This is a genomic window from Pseudomonas sp. AN-B15, from assembly GCF_019056475.1.
GTDB classification, from domain to species: domain Bacteria; phylum Pseudomonadota; class Gammaproteobacteria; order Pseudomonadales; family Pseudomonadaceae; genus Aquipseudomonas; species Aquipseudomonas parakoreensis.
The window spans coordinates 3,991,340-4,016,395 of the sequence record NZ_CP049737.1 but is presented as its reverse complement, the minus strand read 5'-3'; the positions used below and the strand labels follow the sequence as shown (position 1 = coordinate 4,016,395).

Genomic DNA, 25,056 nt, shown 5'->3' with positions numbered 1-25,056 from the left:
CGATCTTTTGATCTTGCTTTTGAAAGCCAAAATCAAAAGATCGCAGCCTGCGGCAGCTCCTACAGGGAAACGTATTTTCAGGAAGCAATCAGTTGGCGCAGGACGTAGTGCAGAATCCCGCCCGACTTGAAGTACTCCACCTCATTCAACGTATCGATGCGGCACAGCACGTCGAGCTTCTCCTGGCGGCCGTCATCGCGAGTGATGACCAGGGTCAGGTTCATGCGCGGCGTCAGCTCGACGCCAGTCAGCCCCTGGATATCAAGGGTTTCCTTGCCGGTGAGGTTCAGGCTCTTGCGGTTCTGATCGAGCTTGAACTGCAGCGGCAACACGCCCATGCCCACCAGGTTGGAACGGTGGATGCGCTCGAAGCTTTCAGCGATCACCGCTTTGACACCCAACAGGTTGGTGCCCTTGGCCGCCCAGTCGCGGCTGGAGCCGGTACCGTATTCCTGACCGGCGATTACCACCAGCGGCGTGCCCGAGGCCTGATAACGCATGGCGGCATCGTAAATCGGCATTTTCTCGCCGCTCGGGATGTAGATCGTGTTGCCACCTTCTTCGCCGCCGAGCATCTCGTTACGAATGCGGATGTTGGCGAACGTACCGCGCATCATCACCTCATGGTTGCCACGTCGTGAGCCGTAGGAGTTGAAGTCCCGCGGTTCCACGCCTTTCTCGCGCAGATAGCGCCCGGCCGGGCTGTCAGTCTTGATGTTGCCGGCCGGGGAGATGTGGTCAGTGGTCACCGAATCACCGAGCAGCGCCAAAACCCGCGCCCCCTTGACGTCAGTGATCACCGGCAATGGGCCGGAAATGTCGTCGAAGAACGGCGGATGCTGGATGTAGGTCGAATCGTCCTGCCACACATAGGTGGCGGCTTGCGGCACCTGGATCGCTTGCCACTGTTCATCGCCGGCAAACACCTCGGCGTATTCCTTGTGGAACATCGCGGTGTTGACCTGATTCACCGCATCGGCGATTTCCTGGCTGCTCGGCCAGATATCGCGCAGGTACACCGGATTGCCTTGCTGGTCGTTACCCAGAGGCTCGCTGCTGATGTCAGTGCGCACACTGCCAGCCAGAGCATAAGCGACCACCAGCGGTGGCGAGGCCAGCCAGTTGGTCTTGACCAGCGGATGCACCCGGCCTTCGAAGTTACGGTTGCCGGACAGCACCGACGCCACGGTGAGGTCAGCTTTCTGAATGGCCTTCTCGATCGGCTCCGGCAATGGCCCGGAGTTGCCGATGCAAGTGGTGCAGCCATAACCGACCAGCGAAAAACCGAGCTGATCAAGGTATTGCGTCAGCCCGGCTGCCTTGTAGTAGTCGGTGACCACTTTCGAGCCGGGGGCCAGCGAACTCTTGACCCACGGCTTGCGCGTCAGGCCTTTCTCCACGGCTTTTTTCGCCAGCAGACCAGCCGCCATCATCACGCTCGGGTTGGAGGTGTTGGTGCAGGAGGTGATGGCGGCGATCACCACCGCGCCGTTTTTCAGGCGATAGGTGTGGCCTTCATATTCGTATTCGGTTTCGCCGACCAGATCGGCGTTGCCCACGGCCACCCCACCGCCGCCCTCGCTTTCCAGGCGGCCTTCTTCCTTGCTGGTGGGCTTGAATTGCAGGTCCATGAAATCACTGAAAGCCTGCGCGACATTCGGCAACGAGACCCGGTCCTGCGGGCGCTTTGGCCCGGCGAGGCTGGCTTCGACGCTGCCCATGTCCAGCGCCAGACTGTCGGTGAACACCGGTTCCTGACCGGGCAGGCGCCACAGGCCCTGAACCTTGGTGTAGGCCTCGACCAGTTTCACCACTTCGGCAGGGCGACCGGACAGGCGCAGGTATTCGAGGGTTACGTCATCGACAGGGAAGAAGCCGCAGGTCGCGCCATATTCCGGGGCCATGTTGGCGATGGTCGCGCGGTCGGCCAGGGGCAGGTCGGCGAGGCCGTCACCGTAGAATTCGACGAATTTGCCAACCACACCTTTCTTGCGCAGCATCTGCGTGACGGTCAGCACCAGGTCGGTGGCGGTGATGCCTTCCTTGAGTTTGCCAGTGAGTTTGAAGCCGATCACTTCCGGGATCAGCATCGACACCGGTTGGCCGAGCATCGCCGCTTCCGCCTCGATTCCTCCTACTCCCCAGCCGAGTACGCCGAGGCCATTGATCATGGTGGTGTGGGAGTCGGTGCCGACGAGGGTGTCGGGGAACGCGTAGGTGCGGCCGTCCTCATCCTTGGTCCATACCGTGCGCCCGAGGTATTCGAGGTTGACCTGGTGGCAGATCCCGGTGCCCGGTGGCACCACGCTGAAGTTGTCGAAGGCGCTCTGGCCCCAGCGCAGAAACGCATAACGCTCGCCGTTGCGCTGCATCTCGATGTCGACGTTCTGTTCGAAGGCGCTAGGGGTGGCGAATTTGTCGACCATCACTGAGTGGTCGATCACCAGATCCACCGGCGACAGCGGGTTGATTCGCTGCGGATCGCCGCCGGCCTTGGCCATCGCCGCACGCATCGCAGCGAGGTCGACCACGGCGGGCACGCCGGTAAAGTCTTGCATCAATACCCGGGCAGGGCGGTACTGGATTTCCCGATCTGAGCGGCGCTCCTTGAGCCAGGCGGCGATGGCCTTGAGGTCGGCGCCGGTGACAGTTTTTTCATCTTCCCAGCGCAGCAGATTTTCCAGCAGGACTTTCAGCGACATGGGCAACTGGTCGATGTTGCCCAGGCTTTTCGCGGCATCCGGCAGGCTGAAATAGTGGTAGGTTTTTTGGTCGATCTGCAGTGTTTTAAGGGTCTTCAGACTATCGAGGGACGGCATTACGATCACTCCTTTGAGTCCGCACGGCTACGGACTGAGGGGACGGGCAGAGCTATCAACGTAGCCCTGTTTTCAGTAGCTGGCTAATAACTGGACTCTATCGATAAGTCCAAGGTTCCGAACTCGGCTATCATGCGCCGGTTTTCGTGACAGGCTTTGCTTCACCGCAAGGCTTGAGCAGCGTGCAGGGGCCGAATATCCGCCCTCTGCCCAGGAGTAAGAATGAACACCCTATTCATGCATTGCCGGCCAGGCTTCGAAGGCGAAGTCTGTTCGGAGATTTCCGACCTCGCCGCCCAGTTGAATGTGGCCGGTTACGCCAAGGCCAAACCGGCCACCGCGTACGCGGAGTTTGTCTGCAGCGAAGCAGACGGCGCCGAACGCCTGATGCGCGGCCAGCGTTTCGCCGAGTTGATTTTTCCGCGCCAGTGGGCGCGCGGTGTATTCATCAATCTGCCGGAAACCGATCGCATCAGCGTGATCCTCGAGCAGATGGCGGACTTCCCGGTCTGCGGCAGCCTGTGGCTGGAAGTGGTCGATACCAACGATGGCAAAGAGCTGTCGAACTTCTGCAAGAAGTTCGAAGGCCCGCTGCGCAAGGCGCTGACCGGTGCCGGCAAACTGGTGGACGACGCCAGCAAACCGCGCCTGCTGCTGACCTTCAAAAGTGGCCGCGAAGTGTTCCTCGGCCTGGCCGACGCCGGCAACTCGGCGATGTGGCCGATGGGCATTCCGCGCCTGAAGTTTCCGCGCGAAGCGCCCAGCCGTTCGACCTTGAAACTGGAGGAGGCCTGGCACCATTTCATCCCGCGTGATCAGTGGGATGAGCGCCTGCACAGCGACATGACCGGTGTCGACCTCGGTGCGGCACCCGGTGGTTGGACCTGGCAACTGGTCAACCGCGGCATGCTGGTGACCGCCATCGACAACGGCCCGATGGCCGAGAGCCTGATGGACACCGGACTGGTGCAGCACTTGATGGCCGACGGCTTCACCTTCAAGCCCAAGCAACCAGTGGACTGGATGGTCTGCGACATCGTCGAGAAGCCGGCGCGTAACGCGGCGATGCTTGAAGAATGGATCGGCGACGGTCATTGCCGCGAAGCGGTGGTCAACCTCAAGCTGCCGATGAAACAGCGCTATGCCGAAGTGAAGCGCTTGCTCGAGCGCATCGCCGATGGCTTCAAGGCGCGCGGGATCAAGGTCGATATTGGCTGCAAGCAGCTGTATCACGACCGCGAGGAAGTGACCTGTCATTTGCGTCGGCATGACATCAAGAAAGCCAAATCCCGCTGAGTCACCACTAAACCCTGTGGGAATGATCTCTTTGGTGAGGAGATTTATCCCCGATGGGATGCAGCGCATCCCCAGTCTCTGGGGCCGCTTCGCGACCCATCGGGGATAAATCCCCTCGCTACAGATGACTGAGCACCCGGCAATGCGCGACAATGCCGGCCAGTTTCAGGAGTGAATCATGAGTGAAATGATCGATACCCCGGTCGACGGCACCCTCGACGCCACCGGTCTCAATTGCCCGGAGCCGGTAATGATGCTGCACCAGCACATTCGTGACCTGGTGCCGGGCGGCCTGCTCAAGGTGATCGCCACCGATCCCTCGACCCGTCGCGACATTCCCAAGTTCTGTGTGTTTCTCGACCACGAACTGGTGGGGCAGCACGAAGAGGCCGGTACTTATCTGTACTGGATCCGCAAGAAGTCCAATTGAATCCGGACAAAAAAAGACCTGCATGTGCAGGTCTTTTTTTATGGCTGATCAGCCCACCGAACGACTGATCCGAATACGCTTGCGTGCACTGCGCGTCAGGCGAATCGACAACATCAGCGCCGCGCAGCTCAGGCCGACAATCAGCCCTTGCCACAGACCGCTTGGGCCACGCGGTTCGCCGAGCCAGTCGGTCAGACCGAGGGCGTAACCCACTGGCAGGCCAATGCCCCAGTAGGCGAACAGGGTCAGAATCATCGTTACCCGGGTGTCCTGATAACCGCGCAGAGCGCCGGCAGCCGTCACCTGGATCGCGTCGGAGAACTGGAACAGCGCCGAGTACACAATCAGCATTGCCGCAATCTGGATCACCATCGGATCGGCGGTGTAGATCGACGCGATCGGCTCGCGCAGCAACAGCATCATGCTCGCCGACAGGCAGGCATACGCCAGTGCGGTGCCCATGCCGACGCCGGCGGCAAAGCGTGCTTCCCGCGGCTCTTCACGGCCCAGCGCCTGGCCGACACGCACCGTGACGGCCATGCCCAGCGAATACGGAATCATGAACACCAGCGAGCTGACGTTCAGCGCGATCTGGTGCCCGGCCACCACGGTGGCGCCGAGACTGCCGATCAGCAGGGCGATCACGGCGAAGATGCTCGACTCGGCAAACACGGCGATGCCAATCGGCAAGCCGATCGCCAGCAGACGTTTGATCACCGCCCATTGTGGCCAGTCGAAGCGGCTGAAGATCTCACTCGAACGATACGCCGGCGCCCAGCGCTCCCATCCGGCCAGACCCAGCGCCATGACCCACATCACGATGGCCGTGGCCCAGCCACAGCCCACGCCACCCATGGCCGGCACGCCGAAGTGGCCATAAATGAAGATGTAGTTCAGCGGAATGTTCAGCGCCAGACCGCACAGACCCAGCACCATCGCCGGGCGGGTACGGCCGATGCCGTCACTGGTGCAACGCAGCACGTGATAGAACGCCACCGCCGGCAGACCGCTGGCAATGCCGTGCAGGTATTGCATGCACGGGCCGATCAGCTCGGGATCGACTTTCATCAGGTGCAGCACCGGCTCGGCGGCGACCAGCATGCACGTGGCGATCAGGCCGACCACCAGTGCCAGCCACAGCGCTTGACGGACAATCGGGCCGATTTCGCTGTGGGTGCCGGCGCCGAAACGCTGGGCGACTTTCGGCGTGGTGGCCAGCAGGGTGCCAGTCATCAGCAGAAACACCGGGACCCAGATCGAGTTGCCCAGTGCAACCGCTGCCAGGTCACGCGGCCCGACACGGCCGGCCATCACCGCATCGACGAAGCCCATGGCGGTGGTCGCCAGTTGCGCGATGATGATCGGCAGCGCGAGGGCGAGCAGATTCCTGAATTCCAGGCGAATTCGCGCGGGGCGGGTGAGTGAGGCAGCGAGCGGTTGATCAGTAACAGAATTCACAGGCAAAGCGTCCACAGGGATTGATGCGCAAGGCGCCGCATTCTACGCCGCTGACGCTTTGGTCAGGAAAAATCCTCTGTTGCGGATTTGTAATCTGTAGGAGCTGCCGCAGGCTGCGATCTTTTGATCTCGATCTCGATCTTGAAAAACAAAATCAAAAGATCGCAGCCTGCGGCAGCTCCTACAGTTAAACTGCCGATCCGCCCAAGGAGCCCGCCATGCTGATTGTTGCCGACGAAAATATCCCCCTGCTTGATGCCTTTTTTGCCGGTTTCGGCGAGATCCGCCGGGTGCCTGGCCGTGCCATCGACCGTGCGACGGTCGAGCAGGCCGATGTGTTGCTGGTGCGTTCGGTGACCAACGTCAATCGTGCTTTGCTCGAAGGCAGCAAAGTGCGTTTCGTCGGCACGTGCACCATCGGTACCGATCACCTCGATCTCGATTATTTCACCGAGGCCGGCATCACCTGGTCCAGTGCGCCCGGTTGCAATGCGCGAGGTGTGGTCGATTATGTGCTCGGCAGTCTGATGACCCTGGCGGAAATCGAAGGCGTTGAATTGCCGCAACGTACTTATGGGGTAATCGGTGCCGGTGAAGTCGGCGGTCGGCTGATCAAGGTGCTCAAGGGCCTGGGCTGGAATGTCAAAGTCTGCGACCCGCCGCGTCAGGCAGTCGAGGGCGGTGATTACGTGAGCCTCGAGCAGATCATCGAGCAATGTGACGTGATCAGCCTGCACACGCCGTTGACCCGTACCGGCGCAGGCGCGACCTGGCATCTGTTCGATGAGCCGCGTCTGCAAAAGCTCAAACCCGGTACCTGGCTGATCAACGCCGCCCGTGGCCCCGTGGTGGATAACGCTGCGTTGCGCAACGTGCTGCTGGCGCGTGAGGACCTGCAAGCGGTGCTCGACGTGTGGGAAGCCGAGCCTGAAGTCGATGTCGACCTCGCCGAGCTCTGCGTGCTGGCCACGCCGCACATTGCCGGCTACAGCCTTGATGGTAAACAGCGCGGCACGGCGCAGATTTATCAGGCTTATTGCGAATTCATCGGTCAGACGCCGAGCATCCAGCTCAGTGACTTGCTACCGGCACCGTGGCTGTCAGAAGTGACCCTGCACGCCGACAGCGATCCGGCCTGGGCACTGGCGATGTTGTGCCGTGGCGTATACGACCCGCGCCGCGATGATGCGGATTTTCGTCGCAGTCTTGTAGGCAATGTCGCGGAACAGCGTGCGGCATTCGATGTGTTGCGCAAGCAGTACCCGGTGCGGCGCGAGATCGAGGGGCTGAAGGTGCGGATCGACGGAGATTCGCAGCAGTTGCAAAAGATTGTGGCGGCGCTGGGGGCGGTGGCTGTCTGAAGTTCCTGTAGGAGCTGCCGGAGGCTGCGATCTTTTGATCTTGCCTTTGAAAAACAAAGTCAAAAGATCGCAGCCTTCGGCAGCTCCTACACAGAACAGAAGAGAACGGCAGGCAGAAAAAACCCGGCCAAACAGGGGCCGGGTCAGGAAGACGGTGGCTATATCACTTTTGTTCGGCAGGCTTGACCAATCGCTTCTCCAGCTCGCGGCACGCGTCCTGGATCATGTCTTCAGTGATCGGTACTTCACGCCCATCCTTGTCGATAATCGAGCAACCCAGAGATTGGCCGGGCTGGGTGCGGATCACTTGAATCTTGTCATCGCTGCTGTGTTGCAAGGACATGGCCTGTCTCCTCATCAGGTTGTGCACGTAGATTAAAACCGCCACGTGACCAGGCTGTGACAACACCCTTGGGTCTGTCAAAAGCGGCATCTCCACTCCAACAGAAATGACCGCTCGTCTCAACCGGGACATTAGACCAATAGCAACTATGGCCTAGTCTTTGGGGGCATATTTAACCTGACTCATTGTGATTTACAGAGTTCCGCCCCATAGAAGGTTTAGGCTAGCCCTTTCATCAACACGGATGTGTACCTGAATGATCTCGAAGCTTTCTTCCCGGCACCGTCGAGCGCTGAGTCTGACCAGCCGGTTTCTGGCGCCTTATCGTTGGCAAGTCTGCGCTGCGCTGTTGGCGTTGATCGTCACTGCGGCCGTTACTTTGTCGATGGGGCAGGGGATCAAATTGCTGGTCGATCGGGGTTTCATGACGCAGTCGCCGCACCAACTGAACCAGAGCATCGGTATCTTCATGCTGATGGTGTTGGGCCTGGCGATTGGCACCTTTGCGCGGTTTTACTGGGTGTCGTGGATCGGCGAGCGAGTTGTCGCGGATATCCGGCGCGAGGTGTTCAACCATCTGGTCTACCTGCATCCCGGCTTTTACGAGAATAACCGCAGTTCGGAGATTCAATCACGGCTGACCGCCGACACGACGTTGCTGCAATCGGTGATCGGCTCGTCGCTCTCCATGTTTCTGCGCAACCTGTTGATGGTGATCGGCGGAGTAGTGCTGCTGTTCGTGACCAATCCGAAACTCACCAGCATCGTGGTAATCGCCTTGCCCTTCGTGGTCGCGCCGATTCTGATTTTCGGGCGGCGCGTGCGCAATCTGTCGCGGTTGAGTCAGGATCGGGTCGCCGACATCGGCAGCTACGTTTCCGAGACGCTCGGGCAGATCAAAACCGTTCAGGCCTACAACCATCAGGTGCAGGATGAACGCCGTTTCGCCACGACGGTCGAGGACGCGTTTGATACTGCGCGCAAACGGATCTTTCAGCGCTCCTGGATGATTACCGTGGTGATCGTGCTGGTGCTCGGCGCGGTGGCGGTGATGTTGTGGGTCGGCGGCATGGACGTGATAGCCGGGCGCATTACCGGGGGTGAACTGGCGGCATTCGTTTTCTACAGCCTGATCGTCGGCAGTGCCATCGGTACGTTGAGCGAGGTCATCGGCGAGTTGCAGCGTGCGGCGGGTGCCGCCGAGCGCATTGCGGAGTTGCTCAGTTCGCAGAACATCATCCAGCCACCGACCCTCGGGCTGGTGACGTTGCCTGAACGGATCAAGGGCGAGTTGCAATTGCAGAATGTGCACTTTTCCTACCCGTCGCGTCCGGACAGCTATGCCATCAGCGGCTTGAGCCTGACCATCAGGGCTGGTGAAACCCTGGCCCTTGTCGGGCCTTCCGGTGCCGGTAAATCCACGGTGTATGACTTGTTGCTGCGCTTCTACGACCCGCTTGAAGGCCGGATCCTGATTGACGGGGTGCCGCTGACGAGCCTCGATCCGCTGGATCTGCGGCGCAATTTCGCCCTGGTCTCGCAATCGCCAGCGCTGTTTTTCGGCAGCGTCGAAGAGAATATTCGTTACGGCAATGCCAACGCGACACTCGAGCAGGTCAAGGAAGCGGCAAGAATTGCCCACGCCCATGACTTCATCGAGAAGATGCCCAACGGTTATCAGACTCATCTGGGGGACGCTGGCCTCGGCCTTTCCGGCGGCCAGCGTCAACGTCTGGCGATTGCCCGCGCGTTGCTGGTGGATGCGCCGATTCTGCTGCTGGACGAAGCCACCAGCGCTCTCGATGCTCAGAGCGAACATCTGATCCAGGAAGCGCTGCCAAGCCTGATGCACAACCGCACCACGCTGGTGATTGCGCATCGCCTGGCCACGGTGAAGAACGCCGACCGGATCGCCGTGATGGATCAGGGCCGATTGGTCGCAATCGGTACGCATCAGGAGCTGATCGTGAGCAATCCACTGTATGCGCGGCTGGCGGCGTTGCAGTTCAACGACGGGCATGCGATGGCGGTGTAGAACTGCCGAAGCCTTTCCTGGCAGCAAAAAAATGCCCGCATCGATGGATGCGGGCATTTTTCATTTCAGGTATTCAGCACCTGTCATTGATCGTCGAAATACCGCTCATGCCAATCCACCAGCGGCTGCGGCGAATTGAGTTTCTGCCCGTAGATCACCGAGTACGACAGCACGTTCTGCACGTACTGGCGGGTTTCGTCGAACGGGATGCTTTCGACCCACACATCGAAGCTCAGGTGATCGGCGCCGCGCAGCCACTGGCGCACGCGGCCGGGACCGGCGTTGTAGGCGGCGGAGGCCAGGACGCGGTTGCCGTTGAACTGGCTGTGCACCTGGCTCAGGTAAGCGGCGCCGAGCTGGATGTTCTTGTCCGGATCGAGCACTTGCTGCGGCGAGGCCAGCGGGATGCTGAACTTGCGCGCGGTTTCCTTGGCGGTGCCGGGCATCAATTGCATCAGGCCGCTGGCGCCGACGCCGGAGCGGGCGTCATCCATGAACGCGCTTTCCTGGCGGGTGATGGCGAACACCCAGCTCGAATGCAGGCCGCGCGTCTTGGCTTCACGCACCAAGGTGTCGCGGTGGGCCATCGGGAAACGGATATCCAGGTCGTCCCAGTATTGCGCCTGACTGATGGTGCGAATGGCCGGGAAGTACCATTTCAGGTCGTAAGCCAGTCTGGCCTGGGCGACCATTTCGTCACGATTGAAATGGCGGCTGACGTGATACCACTCGCGGCGCCCGTCGACGATCTGCCCGCGCGCATGGAATTCCAGAGCGCGACGCACACCGGGGGTGTTACGCACTTTGTTGATGGTGGCCTGGCTGAGTACCAGCGGCTTGTTCATCAGCGAGTAAGGCAGTTGCGAGCGGTCGGCGGCGAGGAAGCCGTAGAAGTCGCGTTCTTTCGCCAGGTTCTTGTACAGGGTCTGCGCTTCCGGGTTCTGCGGTTGCGCCAGTTCCAGGCTGCGGGCCTGCCAGTAACGCCAGCGGTTGGTGGTCGCCAGATCCTGCGGCAGCCGACGGGTCAACTGATACGCATCGTCCCAGCGTGCCAGACGCAACAGCAGGCGCAGGCGCCATTCGGACACGGTGTTGTCACGCAGCTCCGGATCGTATTTGGTCATCACGTCCAGCGCGCGGCTGTCGAAACGCCGGGCCAGGGTCAGGCCGATTTCCCGGGCAATCGCGACTTTTTCGTCACGGGAAAAATGCATGCTGCTGGCGTATCCGTCGAGCAGGGCCATGGCCTTGTCCGGGTCCTGACGGGCGAGGCGGCGCAGGCCGAGGCTGACCACGTCGGACATCGGCTCGTCAGCGGGAGTGAAGCGCGACGGCTGATTGAGCAGTTCGGGTTTCTGCGCCACATCCACCAGCAGCCGACCGCGTGGGGCGAGGGTGGTGAGGCCGTTGACCAGGCTGTTAGCCAGTGGATAGTTGCGCGCCTGGGCGGCAAGTTTGGTGCGCTCCCAGCGTTTCTGCTCGGTCAACTGGCCATCGGCCGCCCAGATCCCGAACAACCCGTCACAGGCGGCCGGTTGCGATTTGCCGGTCAGCCACAGTTTGTCGGCGTTGGCATAGCCCTCGGCCTTGTGGCCGCTGCTGATCTGGTACTGCGCATTGAGGCAGTCCAGTTCGGTGAAGTTGAGTTTCGGGTCGTAATACTTGACGAAAGTTGCCCAGTCACCACGGTCGGCGAGCCAGCGCAACCAGCGCAGTTTCATCCAGTTGGCCTGTGGCAGGTCGCCGTGCTCGGCGAGGAATTTCTCGATTTCCTCGTTACTGGCGGTTTTCAGACGCGCGGTCAGTTCGTCGTAAGCCAGGTACGGTTCCAGCGGGTAATCGGCCAAGGCCTGGCTGTAACGAAAGTACGGGCCGGTATCGCCCTTGGCCAGTGCGCGCTTGGCTTCATCGTAATACTGGCGTTGGGTCGACAGGTCCACCGCCTGGGCGGATTGAGCGGCAGCGGCGGTAAGTAGCAAACAGGACAAGACACTGAAAAGGCGACTGCGCATGAGACATCCGGGCAGAGAAATCATGACAAGCACCGGCCGCGGCCAGCACTGAATTGTCTGTAGCTTAGCCTTTTGCCAGCAACGGGCGAAAGCTTTGCGGGTCTTGCAGCACAAGTTCGCAACAAATGTTGTGCAGAGTGCTTCAGCAAACAAATTGCCGGCCTGCTGAGGACCTGATTCAGGTAGAATGCGCGCCCGGTTTTTGGAGAAGCTCATGACCCTGCTCAAATTCAGCGATGTGTCCCTTGCATTCGGCGCGATGCCGTTGTTGGACAAGGTGTCCTGGCAGATCGCCCGTGGTGAGCGGGTGTGCATCATCGGCCGCAACGGCACTGGCAAATCCAGCATGATGAAACTGGTCAAGGGCGACCAGAAACCCGATGACGGCTCGGTGTGGCGTGCCCCCGGTCTGAAAATCGGTGAATTGCCGCAAGAATTGCCGGTGGCCGACGGGCGGACGGTATTCGACGTGGTTGCCGAGGGTCTGGACGGTGTTGGCGCCTTGCTCGCCGAATACCATCACTTGAGCCAGAACATCGTCACCGACGCCGATCTGGACAAGCTGATGCACGTTCAGCACGACCTCGAAGCCCGTGACGGCTGGCGTTTGCAGACGCTGGTCGACAGTACCCTGAGTCGCCTGCAACTGCCGGCCGACAAGACTCTTGCCGAGTTGTCCGGCGGCTGGCGTCGCCGCGTGCTGCTGGCGCAGGCGCTGGTGTCCGAACCGGATTTGCTGTTGCTCGACGAACCAACCAACCACCTGGACATCGGTGCGATTGCCTGGCTCGAAGAAGCCCTGAAGGATTTCCAGGGCGCCGTCCTGTTCATCACGCACGACCGTTCCTTCCTGCAAAACCTCGCCACGCGCATCCTCGAACTGGATCGCGGCGGTCTGATCGACTGGAACGGCGACTACGCCAGCTTCCTCGTGCATAAAGAAGCCGCGCTGGCTGCTGAAGAAACCGCCAACGCGCTGTTCGACAAGCGTCTGGCTCAGGAAGAAGTGTGGATCCGTCAGGGCATCAAGGCCCGTCGCACCCGTAACGAAGGCCGTGTGCGTGCCCTGAAAGCCCTGCGCGTTGAGCGCAGCGAACGTCGTGAACGTACCGGCAAAGCGAATATTCAGCTGGAAACGGCAGAGAAGTCCGGCAAGCAAGTGATGGTCCTGGACAACGTCAGCTTCCATCACCCGGACGGTCCGTACCTGATCAAGGACTTCTCGATGGTCCTGCAGCGTGGCGACCGTATCGGTCTGCTCGGCGCCAACGGTACCGGCAAGACCACTCTGCTCAAGCTGATGCTCAACGGCCTGCAACCGACCAGCGGCAAAGTGGAAGAGGGCACCCGGATCGATGTGGCCTACTTCGATCAGTTGCGTCATCAACTCGATCTGGAAAAGACCGTGATCGACAACGTCGCCGAAGGTCGCGACTTCATCGAAATCGATGGCCAGAGCCGCCACGTCCTGAGCTACCTCGGTGACTTCCTGTTCAGCCCGCAGCGTGCGCGCACGCCGGTGAAGGCGCTGTCCGGTGGCGAGCGTGCACGTCTGTTGCTGGCCAAACTGTTCAGCAAACCGGCGAACCTGCTGGTACTTGATGAACCGACCAACGACCTCGACGTCGAGACTCTCGAACTGCTCGAAGAAGTGCTGCTGACGTTCAACGGCACGGTGCTGATGGTCAGTCACGACCGGGCATTCCTCGACAACGTGGTCACCAGCACTCTGGTCTTCGAAGGTGAAGGCAAAGTCCGTGAATACGTCGGCGGTTATCAGGACTGGATCCGTCAGGGCGGTTCGCCGCGCCTGTTGGGCGTGACCGAGAGCAAGTCGGGCAAGGCTGACCTGAACTCGGCGGTGGTCACTGCTGAACCGGCCCCGGTTGCCGCGCCTGTCGCTGCGGCCCCGGCTGCGAAGAAGAAACTGAGCTACAAGCTTCAGCGCGAGCTGGAAGCGCTGCCGGGCGACATCGACAACAAAGAGCAGCAGATTGCTGCGGTCGAGGCTGAAATGGCTGAAGCCGGCTTCTACCAGCGTCCGCCGGCCGAAACGGCCAAGGTGATTGCCTCACTTGAGCAGTTGCAGGCTGAGCTGGATGCGCTGGTGGAGCGTTGGGCCGAGCTGGATGCCTGATTGTTTCCAGGCATGAAAAAGCCCGGCGTCCAGTGATGGACGCCGGGCTTTTTAGCTTTTCACAAGGGCCTGGGATCAGCGTTTGACCAGGTGCACCGCCAGCACATCACAAGGTGCGCCGTGCAAAACATCGTTGGCGGTTGAGCCCAATAGTAGTGCCAGACCATGTCGGCCATGGCTGCCGACCACGATCAGGTCGCATTCCTGATCCTTGGCGAAGTGGTGGATTTCCTGGCGTGGCTGGCCGTAGGTCAGGTGGCAGTTTGAGCCTTCCAGTTCGGTGTATTTGTGCTTCAGGCGCTCCAGGCGTTCCTTGGCTTGATCGAACTGTTGTTGTTGCAGTTGTGACAGATCCATCGGTACGTCACCCCCAAAGGCCATGGCCATCGGTTCGACGATATGCACCAGCGACAGCTTGGCGCCATTGCTCACCGACAGCTCTCGGGCGCGGTGGATCACAGGGTCGCACTCTTCGGTCAGATCTACGGCGACCAGGATATGGTGGTAGGGCATGAGGTGCTCCTCGTGAGGGATCAATATTGTTAAGTATGGCTGGTTTCAAGCGCATTGGTTCCAAAGTGACGCAATGGGCTCATGACAAAACGGGAGTAGAGATATGACGGTCTGGCTGGTGGTGTCAATCCTGCTGGTGGTGTTGAGCCCCCTGGCTTGGTTGCGTCCGTCCCGTGCACAGAGTGGCCGGATAGCCTTGCGCACGGAGGCCCGGCGCATCGGGCTGGCCATGCAGCTGGCGCCCCAGGAGTGGCCGCACTGGCTGAGCCAGGAGCCGCCAAACCCGTGCGCGCAATACCATCGGCCACGGCGCGGCAAGCAGCCGGCTTGCTGGACGTATTGGCAGAAAACCCCGGGCGTGTGGGTCAATCAGTGGCAGGAAGTCTGTGAAGATTCGCTCCTGTTGAATCATTTCGAAAAATTGCCGGGCAACGTTTTCAAGGTCGAAGCTGACAAGCAGATGATCGCGCTCTATTGGGGCGAGAAGGGTGACGCTTCGGTTCTGCTGGAAATTGATGCCACGCTGAAAGCACTGGCATGACTCACGGACGTTTCGCGCTGCAACGGTGCGAAACGTCTGGCAGACGAGCAATAAAAAGCCCGACATGATTCATCGGGCGGGGTGGCCAGGCAGGCCGGAAATTCTTTTTGATGTTGATTCGGCGTGTTCCGGTCAACACACGTGCGCTTGTTTTCCTTCGTGGTCCAGCGAGCGTAGCCTGTTAAACAAGGCTTGCAGCGAATTAGGGCGACATTTCTAACTATTAGTCTTATGAATACCCTCACATGCAAGCATGTGTCGGCGGCTGCGTCTTACAGAAATGACCGCAAAGTCGCATTTCAACCCGTATTTAGGGCGATTGACAATTGTCGGAAATTCCGTGAAGGTGGCGTACCCAAATCAAACGGGCGTATGAATTGAGCGTTTGTCTTACAGACTGCTCCTACAGAATCCCGACTATCGCGTTGGCGGGTGTGCCGGGTGGATTGGCGTCAGCATCGACGAAAAAGCGTCCTGCCGAGCCATTTACCTGCGTCCGACGTGTACTGTTCAGCTTCCATATCGTGGAGATCAGTTGATGATTTACGAAGGTAAAGCCATCACGGTTAAAGCTCTTGAAAGTGGCATCGTCGAATTGAAATTCGACCTCAAGGGTGAGTCCGTCAACAAGTTCAACCGTCTTACCCTGAACGAACTGCGTCAGGCCGTGGACACCATCAAGGCAGATGCTTCGATCAAGGGCGTGATCGTCAGCAGTGGCAAGGACGTGTTCATCGTCGGCGCCGACATCACCGAATTTGTCGACAACTTCAAGCTGCCGGATGCCGAGCTGGTTGCTGGCAATCTCGAAGCCAACAAGATCTTCAGCGATTTCGAAGACCTCAACGTTCCGACCGTGGCCGCGATCAACGGCATCGCCCTGGGTGGCGGTCTGGAAATGTGCCTGGCGGCGGATTACCGCGTCATGTCGACCAAGGCCAAGATCGGTCTGCCGGAAGTCAAACTGGGCATCTACCCAGGCTTCGGCGGTACCGTGCGTCTGCCGCGCCTGATCGGCGTCGATAACGCCATCGAGTGGATTGCCGCCGGCAAGGAAAACCGTCCTGAAGACGCGCTGAAAGTCAGCGCCGTCGATGCTGTGGTGGCTCCAGAGAAGCTGCAGGAAGCTGCCCTTGAACTGATCAAGCGCGCCATCTCCGGCGAGTTCGATTACAAGGCCAAGCGTCAGCCAAAACTTGAAAAACTCAAGTTGAACGCCATTGAACAGATGATGGCTTTCGAAACCGCCAAAGGTTTCGTGGCAGGTCAAGCCGGCCCGAACTACCCGGCGCCGGTCGAAGCGATCAAGACCATCCAGAAAGCCGCGAACTTCGGTCGTGACAAGGCGCTGGAAGTCGAAGCTGCAGGTTTCGTCAAGCTGGCCAAGACCTCTGCCGCGCAGAGTCTGATTGGCCTGTTCCTGAACGATCAGGAACTGAAGAAGAAGGCCAAGGCCTACGACGAAATCGCCAAGGACGTAAAACAGGCTGCGGTACTGGGTGCTGGCATCATGGGCGGCGGTATCGCCTATCAGTCGGCCTCCAAAGGCACGCCGATCCTGATGAAAGACATCAACGAGCACGGTATCGAGCAGGGTCTGGCCGAAGCCGCCAAGCTGCTGGTGGGCCGCGTTGACAAAGGCCGCATGACCGCTGCGAAAATGGCTGAAGTGCTCAACGGCATTCGTCCGACCCTGTCCTACGGCGACTTCGGTCACGTCGACCTGGTTGTTGAAGCCGTGGTCGAGAACCCGAAGGTCAAGCAAGCCGTGCTGGCTGAAGTCGAAGACAAGGTCAAAGAGGACACCATCCTCGCGTCCAACACCTCGACCATTTCCATCAGCCTGCTGGCCAAGGCCCTCAAGCGTCCGGAAAACTTTGTCGGCATGCACTTCTTCAACCCGGTGCACATGATGCCGCTGGTGGAAGTGATCCGTGGTGAGAAGTCCAGCGAGCTGGCGATTGCCACCACCGTTGCCTACGCCAAGAAAATGGGCAAGAACCCGATCGTCGTCAACGACTGCCCGGGCTTCCTGGTCAACCGCGTCCTGTTCCCGTATTTCGGCGGTTTCGCCAAGCTGGTCAGCGCGGGTGTGGATTTCGTGCGCATCGACAAGATCATGGAAAAATTCGGTTGGCCGATGGGCCCGGCGTACCTGATGGACGTGGTCGGCATCGACACCGGTCACCACGGTCGTGACGTGATGGCTGAAGGCTTCCCGGATCGCATGAAGGATGACCGTCGTTCGGCAGTCGACGTGCTTTACGAAGCCAAACGTCTGGGCCAGAAGAATGGCAAGGGCTTCTACGCCTACGAGACCGACAAGAAGGGCAAGCAGAAGAAGGTGGCCGATCCGTCGGTGCTGGAAGTGCTCAAGCCGATCGTTTACGAGCAGCGCGAAGTCACTGACGAAGACATCATCAACTGGATGATGATTCCGCTGTGCCTGGAAACCGTGCGTTGCCTGGAAGACGGCATCGTTGAAACTGCCGCCGAAGCCGACATGGGTCTGGTTTACGGTATCGGTTTCCCTCCATTCCGTGGCGGTGCGCTGCGCTACATCGATTCGATCGGTGTTGCCGAGTTCGTTGCCCTGGCTGACCAGTACGCTGATTTGGGCGCGCTGTACCACCCGACCGCGAAGCTGCGCGAAATGGCCAAGAACGGCCAGAGCTTCTTCGGTTAAGCGCCCCCAACTAGAGTGAGAGTGAACTTATGAGCTTGAATCCTAGAGACGTCGTGATTGTCGACTTCGGTCGTACTCCGATGGGCCGCTCCAAGGGCGGCATGCACCGCAACACCCGTGCCGAAGACATGTCGGCGCACCTGATCAGCAAACTGCTGGAACGCAACGCCAAGGTCGATCCTGCTGAAGTCGAGGACGTGATCTGGGGCTGTGTGAACCAGACCCTGGAGCAGGGCTGGAACATCGCGCGCATGGCGTCGCTGATGACCCAGATCCCGCACACCTCGGCCGGCCAGACCGTCAGCCGTCTGTGCGGCTCGTCGATGAGCGCCCTGCACACCGCTGCGCAAGCGATCATGACCGGTAACGGTGACGTATTCGTGGTTGGCGGCGTCGAGCATATGGGTCACGTGAGCATGATGCACGGTGTCGATCCGAACCCGCACATGTCGCTGTACGCGGCGAAAGCCTCGGGCATGATGGGGCTGACCGCGGAAATGCTTGGCAAGATGCACGGCATCACCCGTGAGCAGCAGGACGCCTTTGGCGTGCGCTCCCACCAGCTCGCCCATAAGGCGACGGTGGAAGGCAAGTTCAAAGACGAAATCATCCCGATGCAGGGCTACGACGAAAACGGCTTCCTGAAGCTGTTCGACTACGACGAAACCATTCGTCCGGAAACCACTCTGGAAAGTCTGGCGGCCCTCAAGCCTGCCTTCAATCCGAAGGGTGGCACCGTGACTGCCGGTACTTCGTCGCAGATCACCGATGGTGCTTCGTGCATGATCGTGATGTCGGCGCAGCGTGCGCAGGACCTGGGGATCCAGCCGATGGCCGTGATCCGTTCGATGGCGGTGGCGGGTGTGGATCCGGCGATCATGGGCTATGGTCCAGTGCCGGCTACACAAAAAGCCCTGAAGCGTGCGGGCCTCGGCATCAACGATATCGACTTCTTCGAGCTCAACGAAGCTTTTGCTGCACAGGCCCTGCCGGTGTTGAAAGATCTGAAAGTGCTCGACAAGATGAACGAGAAGGTTAACCTGCACGGCGGCGCGATCGCCCTGGGTCACCCGTTCGGTTGCTCCGGTGCCCGTATTTCCGGCACTTTGCTGAACGTGATGAAGCAGAATAGCGGCACCTTCGGGGTGGCCACTATGTGCATTGGTCTCGGCCAAGGCATCTCCACCGTCTTCGAACGCGTTTAAGCGTCTCGTCGATGGAAGCCGGGGCCAAGTGCCCCGGTTTTTGTTTTTGTGGATTTATTTTTGTATTTATTTTGAAAAAATTTGAGTGAGGGCCGAAGCATGCCGATACAACCTGGGCTCTACCAACATTACAAAGGTCCGCAGTACCGCGTATTCAGTGTGGCGCGGCATTCCGAGACCGAGGAAGAAGTGGTCTTTTACCAAGCCCTGTATGGCGATTACGGCTTCTGGGTACGCCCTTTGAGCATGTTCGTCGAGTCGGTCGAGGTTGACGGCGAGCAGGTGCCACGCTTTGCTTTGGTGCAAGCCGAACCGAGCCTTTTTTCCAAGCCATGAGGCGAGTGCGCACAGAACCCTGTGCTTGACCTCACCTTGTAGCCACTATATATAGCGGTGCCGCGTCAGGCGCCAACCGCCTTTCACTTCTAGAATTCAGGAATTTTCTGATCCATGGGCAAATCGCTGGTCATTGTGGAATCCCCGGCTAAGGCCAAGACCATCAACAAGTATCTGGGCAACCAATACGTGGTGAAGTCGAGTATCGGCCATATCCGAGACCTGCCCACCAGCGGTTCGGCTAGCGCCAGCAAAGAGCCGGCCGCCAAGCGCGGCAAGGCCGCCGCGGGCGAAGGGCCGGTGCTCACGCCGAAAGAGAAGGCGCGCAAGCAACTGGTTTCGCGCATGGGTGTCGACCCGGAACATGGCTGGAAAGCCCAGTACGAGATCCTTCCGGGTAAAGAGAAGGTCATCGAAGAGCTGCGCCGGCTCGCCAAGGATGCTGACACCATCTATCTCGCAACCGACTTGGATCGCGAGGGGGAAGCCATTGCCTGGCACCTGCGCGAAGCCATCGGTGGTGACGACAGCCGCTACAAGCGCGTGGTCTTCAACGAAATCACCAAGAAAGCGATTCAGGAAGCGTTCTCCGAGCCGGGCGAACTGGACATCGATCGTGTGAACGCCCAGCAGGCGCGTCGTTTCCTCGACCGCGTTGTGGGTTACATGGTCTCGCCACTGCTGTGGGCCAAGATCGCCCGTGGCCTGTCGGCCGGTCGCGTGCAATCGGTTGCCGTGAAGCTGGTGGTCGAGCGTGAGCGTGAAATCCGTGCGTTCAACCCGGAAGAGTACTGGGAAGTGCACGCCGATCTTGGCACCGCCAAGGGCTCGACTGTACGTTTCGAAGTGGCGCGCGAGAAGGGCGAGGCCTTCAAGCCGCTGAACGAAGCCCAGGCCACGGCCGCGCTGGAGAAACTCAAGTCCTCCAGCTACAGCATCGTCAAGCGCGAAGACAAGCCGACCAGCAGCAAGCCGTCGGCGCCGTTCATCACGTCCACCCTGCAGCAAGCCGCGAGCAATCGTCTGGGCTTCGGCGTGAAGAAAACCATGATGATGGCCCAGCGTCTGTACGAAGCCGGCTACATCACTTATATGCGTACCGACTCGACCAATCTTTCGGCCGATGCCGTGGCGATGGCGCGCACCTACATCGAAGATGAGTTCGGCAAGAAGTACCTGCCGGAAGCGCCGAATGTCTACAGCAGCAAAGAAGGCGCACAAGAGGCTCACGAAGCGATTCGTCCTTCCGACGCCAACACCACGCCAAGCAAGCTTGCAGGCATGGAGCGTGACGCTGAGCGCCTTTACGAGCTGATCTGGCGCCAGTTCCTTGCTTGCCAGATGCTGCCGGCGCAGTACCTGTCGACCACTGTCAGCGTCGCTGCTGGTGACTTTGAGCTGCGCGCCAAGGGCCGCATCCTCAAGTTCGACGGTTACACCCGCGTCCTGCCGCAGATCACCAAACCTGGCGATGACGACGTTCTGCCCGACATGGCGCAGGGCGATGTGATGAAGCTGATCAAGCTTGATCCGTCGCAGCACTTCACCAAGCCGCCAGCGCGTTACTCCGAAGCGAGCCTCGTGAAAGAAATGGAAAAACGCGGTATCGGTCGTCCCTCGACCTATGCAGCCATCATTTCGACCATTCAGGATCGCGGCTACGTGACCCTGCACAATCGTCGTTTCTACTCGGAAAAGATGGGCGACATCGTCACCGAGCGTCTGTCGGAGAGTTTCTCGAACCTCATGGACTATGGCTTCACTGCCGGCATGGAAGAGAACCTCGATGACGTGGCTCAGGGCGAGCGTGACTGGAAAAACGTGCTGGACGAGTTCTACGGCGACTTCAAGAAGAAGCTTGAAGTGGCGGAGAATCCGGACAATGGCATGCGTGCCAACCAGCCCGTGATGACCGACATTCCGTGCACCACATGCGGTCGTCCGATGCAGATCCGTACCGCATCGACCGGTGTGTTCCTTGGCTGCTCGGGTTACAGCCTGCCGCCGAAGGAGCGCTGCAAGGCCACCGTCAACCTGGTGCCAGGCGACGAGATTGCCGCGGACGACGAGGGCGAGTCGGAGTCGTTGGTTCTGCGTGGCAAGCATCGCTGCCCGATTTGCAGCACGGCGATGGACGCCTACCTGCTTGATGAGAAGCGCAAACTGCACATCTGCGGTAACAATCCGGATTGCGCGGGCTACGAAATCGAAGAGGGCAACTATCGCATCAAGGGCTATGAAGGTCCGAGCCTGGAGTGCGACAAGTGCGGCAGCGAGATGCAGCTCAAGACCGGTCGTTTCGGCAAGTTCTTCGGTTGCACCAACCCAACTTGCAAGAACACCCGCAAGCTGCTGAAGAGCGGTGATGCGGCGCCGCCGAAGATGGATCCGGTGAAAATGCCTGAGCTGAAATGCGAAAAGGTCAACGACACCTACATCCTGCGCGACGGTGCTTCCGGTCTGTTCCTGGCAGCCAGTCAGTTCCCGAAAAACCGCGAGACCCGTGCTCCGCTGGTGATCGAGATTCTGCCGCACAAGGACGAGATCGATCCGAAGTACCACTTCCTGTGCGAAGCGCCACAGAAGGATCCTGATGGTCTGCCAGCGGTCATCCGCTACAGCCGAAAGACCAAGGAGCAATACGTGCAGACCGAAGTAGACGGCAAGCCTACCGGCTGGAAGGCGTACTACGATGGTGGTAAATGGACTGTTGAAGACAAGCGCACGAAAGCCAAGGCTGAGTAAGCGTTAGCCTGATACAAAAAAGGCCGCATGATAACCCTCGGGTTTTCATGCGGCCTTTTTGTTTTGTGCTTGCGGTCGGATCCGTTGATCCATGACACTGTCGGGTCTGTGTGACGCAATTATTTCGCTGTGGAGACTGCCGGCATGGCGCACGAACTCTATACCCGCACCAATCAGAAAATCTATTTCGCCGGCCTGTCGCTGGAAGCTCTGGCTCGTGCCGAAGAGGGGCGAGCGATGAATTCGCTGGCGCTGATCCAGGCTGGGCGTGAATCGGCGTTATTTCACCTCTACGGCGCGCTTTTGGGACTGTGCCATGAGATCGCCGGTTTCTATCGTCTGCCTCAGGCTAATGCGTCGCGAGCAGAAGTGTTGTTGACTCGTGACGTCCTGGAATCGATTGCCATCCCTGAGCTGGCCGAGATGGTGGAACTGGCCGGTAACCCTGAAACCTGGCTGGCGAAACTGCTGGCGGCGCATTCGGCGTTGTTCCAGCCGCCACGGGTGCCACAGAAGCCCAAGGGCGATGTGACGCAGCCATTGATTCAGGCCATTAATCTTGATGAGGAAGAGGCGCCGCAGGAGTTGAGTCGCGAAGAGCTGGAGAGCTGGCGGCAGAATCTCAAAGGTCTGGCGATCCGCTTTCGCGAAGGTCTGAACGAATGCTGATGGGCATTGGTACGGTGGCAATCTGAAACATGCTGCTGGTCAAGATCCCGAGCGAAGCCCGAATGATGTCTATATAATCCCTGCCTTTCGTGGAGAACAGACCTATATGCCAACGTCCTTTCTAGAAATTGTCGAGTTACCAGACGGCCGAATCGAACTGCGCAGGGCTGAGGACGAGGGTTCTCTGGTGACGCTGGATTTCTCCGAGGATGCCAAAGCGTTCCTGCAAGGCCAGCACGTGGAAATCGCCAAGGCGATGTTAAGCGTCGGCGTACAGATGGCCGGTCGTATGGTCGAAGGCGAGTTTGATAAGGAAGAGGGGCCGCGGGTTCTTCACTGAGCCCCGCCTGTCGGCGATTGCCGCTATCGCATCAGATCGGCTTCTCTGTCCCTGGAGAAGCCATGCGCTTCACACAGCGCGCGTTACCAGTGAATCAACCCAGTCGAATGTTCAGGCTCTGAGCGTCGCCCGTGCGGGCAGCGCCGATCAGCTGTTGCCGGGAACTTGTGTTCAGTGGGTTGAGCCATGTCACCACTGTGTGGCTACGGCCCAGACGCAGCGCTTCACACGCCAGTTGCTGAGCGCTTTGCGCGCCACGTGGTTGCAGCAGCAGAATGCGTTCACGGTTCAGGCCGGCCTCTCGCAGCCAGGTCTGGGTCAGGCTGGCGGGTGGGGCGATCAGTGTCAGCCAGCGCGCGTCCTGATCCTCGCTCAGTTCGCGAAGGATCGGGGCAAGCAGGTTCAGGCAGTTCCCGGCCGCACCGCGCAGTGACAGCTCACTGAATACTTCCGGTTCGGCAATCCATGGGCGCTCGACGACATCTTTCAGGATCGGCGCCATCGGTTGTGCCAGAAACGCTTCGAATAAAGGCAGTTGTGTTTGCTGAGGTGTGTGTGGGAACTGCATAAAGCCTCCTTTAGCGGCGGATGACGCCGACACTCAAGCCTTCGATCACCAGTTCCTGATCTTTCAGGTCGACTTCGATAGGGGCGAACTCAGGGTTTTCGGCAATCAGCCAGACTTTGCTGCCTTCGCGCTTGAAGCGCTTGACCGTCACTTCATCGCCGATCCGTGCAACCACGACCTGGCCATTGCGTGCTTCGCGAGTAGTGTGAACCGCCAGCAGGTCACCGTCGAAAATGCCGATGTCCTTCATGCTCATCCCGTGTACGCGCAACAGGTAGTCGGCTCGGGGATGGAAGAAGGCCGGGTTGATGTTGCAGGACTCTTCGATGTGCTGCTGGGCGAGGATCGGAGCACCGGCGGCGACCCGGCCAATGATTGGCAGGGTGGAGTCATCGGCCTTGGCTTCGAAGCCCGGGATGCGGATGCCCCGAGAAGCGCCAGGCGTCATCTCGATGGCACCTTTGCGGGCCAGGGCCTTGAGATGCTCTTCAGCCGCGTTTGGCGACTTGAAACCCAGCTCCTGAGCGATTTCCGCGCGGGTTGGCGGGTAGCCGTTGTCTTCGAGGCAGCGTTTGATAAAGGCCAGAATCTCGGCTTGGCGTGGCGTCAGCTTTAGCATATTGATCGCTCTGTCTTTTTATACAGTGACTGGGATTATATACAGTGAAGCAGTCTTGGCAATGCCCGTTTTTTTGCGGCCCGCCGGACGGTCGGCTGCCGTGCTTATTAAAGGAGCGGACGAGTGTGGTTAAATAGCTGACCGACCATTCCCAAAACGAACTGGCAGGCTTGACAAGGCACAGGCTGAAACGTATGTTTCAAACAAGTGTTTGTCAGGCGGAGTAGCCATGGCCCAGTCGGAAACCGTTGAACGCATTCTTGATGCTGCCGAGCAGTTGTTCGCGGAGAAAGGTTTCGCCGAAACCTCATTGCGTTTGATCACCAGCAAGGCCGGGGTAAACCTGGCGGCGGTGAACTATCATTTCGGCTCCAAGAAAGCCCTGATCCAGGCGGTTTTTTCGCGCTTCCTCGGGCCGTTCTGCGTCAGTCTTGATAAAGAGTTGGAACGGCGTCAGGCCAAGCCGGAAAACAAACCGACACTTGAAGAGTTGCTGGAGATCCTCGTTGAACAGGCGTTGGTGGTCCAGCCACGCAGCGGTAACGACCTGTCAATTTTCATGCGTTTGCTCGGGTTGGCGTTCAGCCAGAGCCAGGGTCACCTGCGTCGTTATCTGGAAGACATGTACGGCAAGGTGTTCCGCCGCTACATGCTGCTGGTCAACGAAGCAGCTCCGCGCATTCCGCCAATCGAACTGTTCTGGCGCGTGCACTTCATGCTCGGCGCTGCAGCGTTCAGCATGTCGGGCATCAAGGCCCTGCGCGCGATTGCCGAGACCGATTTCGGCGTCAACACGTCGATCGAACAGGTGATGCGCCTAATGGTGCCGTTCCTCGCCGCTGGCATGCGTGCCGAAACCGGTGTCACCGATCCGGCGATGGCAACAGCGCAATTGCGTCCGCGCAGCAAGTCGACTCCGGTGGCCGCCAAGGTTTAACCGCAC

20 protein-coding genes are annotated in these 25,056 nt (G+C 59.5%); 13 read left to right on the top strand and 7 right to left on the bottom strand.

Annotation, left to right across the window (positions count from 1 at the left end):
• Nucleotides 1–77: 77 nt before the first annotated feature.
• A complete protein-coding gene (gene acnA, locus GTQ41_RS18100) occupies nucleotides 78–2,819 on the bottom strand; it encodes an aconitate hydratase AcnA (RefSeq protein ID WP_047295300.1) in 2,742 nt (913 codons plus the stop codon).
• 222 nt (nucleotides 2,820–3,041) lie between these two features.
• Here acnA and rlmM point away from each other — a divergent pair, with 222 nt between their 5' ends.
• Nucleotides 3,042–4,115, top strand: a complete 1,074-nt coding sequence (rlmM, locus tag GTQ41_RS18095) for a 23S rRNA (cytidine(2498)-2'-O)-methyltransferase RlmM (protein ID WP_047295298.1) — start codon at nucleotides 3,042–3,044, stop codon at nucleotides 4,113–4,115.
• Nucleotides 4,116–4,293: 178 nt separating this feature from the next.
• On the top strand, nucleotides 4,294–4,545 hold the full coding sequence (tusA, locus tag GTQ41_RS18090; RefSeq protein WP_007961802.1) for a sulfurtransferase TusA: 252 nt from the start codon (nucleotides 4,294–4,296) through the stop codon (nucleotides 4,543–4,545).
• A gap of 48 nt (nucleotides 4,546–4,593) precedes the next feature.
• On the opposite strand, the gene GTQ41_RS18085 is transcribed toward tusA, so the two are convergent.
• Nucleotides 4,594–6,003 carry an MATE family efflux transporter gene (locus GTQ41_RS18085; RefSeq protein ID WP_047295296.1) on the bottom strand — a complete coding sequence of 470 codons (1,410 nt, stop codon included), beginning with the start codon at nucleotides 6,001–6,003 and terminating at the stop codon, nucleotides 4,594–4,596.
• Nucleotides 6,004–6,221: 218 nt separating this feature from the next.
• Between GTQ41_RS18085 and pdxB the strand changes: the two genes are divergently transcribed.
• On the top strand, nucleotides 6,222–7,364 hold the full coding sequence (gene pdxB, locus GTQ41_RS18080; RefSeq protein ID WP_047295295.1) for a 4-phosphoerythronate dehydrogenase PdxB: 1,143 nt from the start codon (nucleotides 6,222–6,224) through the stop codon (nucleotides 7,362–7,364).
• Between the two features lie 163 nt (nucleotides 7,365–7,527).
• Here the strand turns inward: pdxB and GTQ41_RS18075 are convergent, their stop codons facing one another.
• On the bottom strand, nucleotides 7,528–7,707 hold the full coding sequence (locus tag GTQ41_RS18075; RefSeq protein ID WP_047295294.1) for a PA1571 family protein: 180 nt from the start codon (nucleotides 7,705–7,707) through the stop codon (nucleotides 7,528–7,530).
• A 256-nt stretch (nucleotides 7,708–7,963) separates the two neighbouring features.
• Here GTQ41_RS18075 and GTQ41_RS18070 point away from each other — a divergent pair, with 256 nt between their 5' ends.
• A complete protein-coding gene (locus GTQ41_RS18070; protein WP_047295293.1) occupies nucleotides 7,964–9,742 on the top strand; it encodes an ABC transporter transmembrane domain-containing protein in 1,779 nt (592 codons plus the stop codon).
• An 83-nt stretch (nucleotides 9,743–9,825) separates the two neighbouring features.
• Here the strand turns inward: GTQ41_RS18070 and GTQ41_RS18065 are convergent, their stop codons facing one another.
• A complete protein-coding gene (locus GTQ41_RS18065) occupies nucleotides 9,826–11,754 on the bottom strand; it encodes a transglycosylase SLT domain-containing protein (RefSeq protein WP_047295292.1) in 1,929 nt (642 codons plus the stop codon).
• A gap of 214 nt (nucleotides 11,755–11,968) precedes the next feature.
• On the opposite strand from GTQ41_RS18065, the gene GTQ41_RS18060 reads away from it, so the two are divergent.
• Complete coding sequence (locus GTQ41_RS18060) at nucleotides 11,969–13,891, top strand: ATP-binding cassette domain-containing protein (RefSeq protein ID WP_047295291.1); 1,923 nt, start codon at nucleotides 11,969–11,971, stop codon at nucleotides 13,889–13,891.
• Nucleotides 13,892–13,966: 75 nt separating this feature from the next.
• Here the strand turns inward: GTQ41_RS18060 and GTQ41_RS18055 are convergent, their stop codons facing one another.
• A complete protein-coding gene (locus GTQ41_RS18055) occupies nucleotides 13,967–14,404 on the bottom strand; it encodes a universal stress protein (RefSeq protein WP_047295289.1) in 438 nt (145 codons plus the stop codon).
• A 103-nt stretch (nucleotides 14,405–14,507) separates the two neighbouring features.
• Here GTQ41_RS18055 and GTQ41_RS18050 point away from each other — a divergent pair, with 103 nt between their 5' ends.
• The 7 genes from GTQ41_RS18050 (at nucleotide 14,508) to GTQ41_RS18020 (ending at nucleotide 22,926) form a co-directional block, all read left to right on the top strand.
• Entirely contained in the window at nucleotides 14,508–14,945 is a 438-nt protein-coding gene (locus GTQ41_RS18050; protein WP_047295287.1) for a hypothetical protein, read from the top strand.
• A 538-nt stretch (nucleotides 14,946–15,483) separates the two neighbouring features.
• On the top strand, nucleotides 15,484–17,631 hold the full coding sequence (gene fadB, locus GTQ41_RS18045; RefSeq protein WP_047295284.1) for a fatty acid oxidation complex subunit alpha FadB: 2,148 nt from the start codon (nucleotides 15,484–15,486) through the stop codon (nucleotides 17,629–17,631).
• Between the two features lie 29 nt (nucleotides 17,632–17,660).
• A complete protein-coding gene (gene fadA / locus GTQ41_RS18040; RefSeq protein WP_007910465.1) occupies nucleotides 17,661–18,836 on the top strand; it encodes an acetyl-CoA C-acyltransferase FadA in 1,176 nt (391 codons plus the stop codon).
• A gap of 99 nt (nucleotides 18,837–18,935) precedes the next feature.
• Nucleotides 18,936–19,172, top strand: coding sequence for a DUF1653 domain-containing protein (locus GTQ41_RS18035; RefSeq protein ID WP_041069004.1), 237 nt, complete (start codon nucleotides 18,936–18,938; stop codon nucleotides 19,170–19,172).
• A gap of 114 nt (nucleotides 19,173–19,286) precedes the next feature.
• Nucleotides 19,287–21,917 carry a type I DNA topoisomerase gene (gene topA / locus GTQ41_RS18030; RefSeq protein ID WP_047295278.1) on the top strand — a complete coding sequence of 877 codons (2,631 nt, stop codon included), beginning with the start codon at nucleotides 19,287–19,289 and terminating at the stop codon, nucleotides 21,915–21,917.
• Nucleotides 21,918–22,061: 144 nt separating this feature from the next.
• Complete coding sequence (locus GTQ41_RS18025) at nucleotides 22,062–22,586, top strand: DUF6586 family protein (RefSeq protein ID WP_041068998.1); 525 nt, start codon at nucleotides 22,062–22,064, stop codon at nucleotides 22,584–22,586.
• Between the two features lie 106 nt (nucleotides 22,587–22,692).
• Nucleotides 22,693–22,926 carry a hypothetical protein gene (locus GTQ41_RS18020; protein ID WP_003226592.1) on the top strand — a complete coding sequence of 78 codons (234 nt, stop codon included), beginning with the start codon at nucleotides 22,693–22,695 and terminating at the stop codon, nucleotides 22,924–22,926.
• Between the two features lie 94 nt (nucleotides 22,927–23,020).
• Here the strand turns inward: GTQ41_RS18020 and sulA are convergent, their stop codons facing one another.
• Together sulA and lexA are read right to left on the bottom strand one after the other, a co-directional pair.
• Complete coding sequence (gene sulA, locus GTQ41_RS18015) at nucleotides 23,021–23,494, bottom strand: SOS-induced cell division inhibitor SulA (protein ID WP_041068994.1); 474 nt, start codon at nucleotides 23,492–23,494, stop codon at nucleotides 23,021–23,023.
• A 10-nt stretch (nucleotides 23,495–23,504) separates the two neighbouring features.
• Nucleotides 23,505–24,113, bottom strand: coding sequence for a transcriptional repressor LexA (gene lexA, locus GTQ41_RS18010; protein ID WP_003226590.1), 609 nt, complete (start codon nucleotides 24,111–24,113; stop codon nucleotides 23,505–23,507).
• 229 nt (nucleotides 24,114–24,342) lie between these two features.
• Here lexA and GTQ41_RS18005 point away from each other — a divergent pair, with 229 nt between their 5' ends.
• Nucleotides 24,343–25,050 carry a TetR/AcrR family transcriptional regulator gene (locus tag GTQ41_RS18005; protein WP_047295276.1) on the top strand — a complete coding sequence of 236 codons (708 nt, stop codon included), beginning with the start codon at nucleotides 24,343–24,345 and terminating at the stop codon, nucleotides 25,048–25,050.
• Nucleotides 25,051–25,056: the final 6 nt, after the last annotated feature.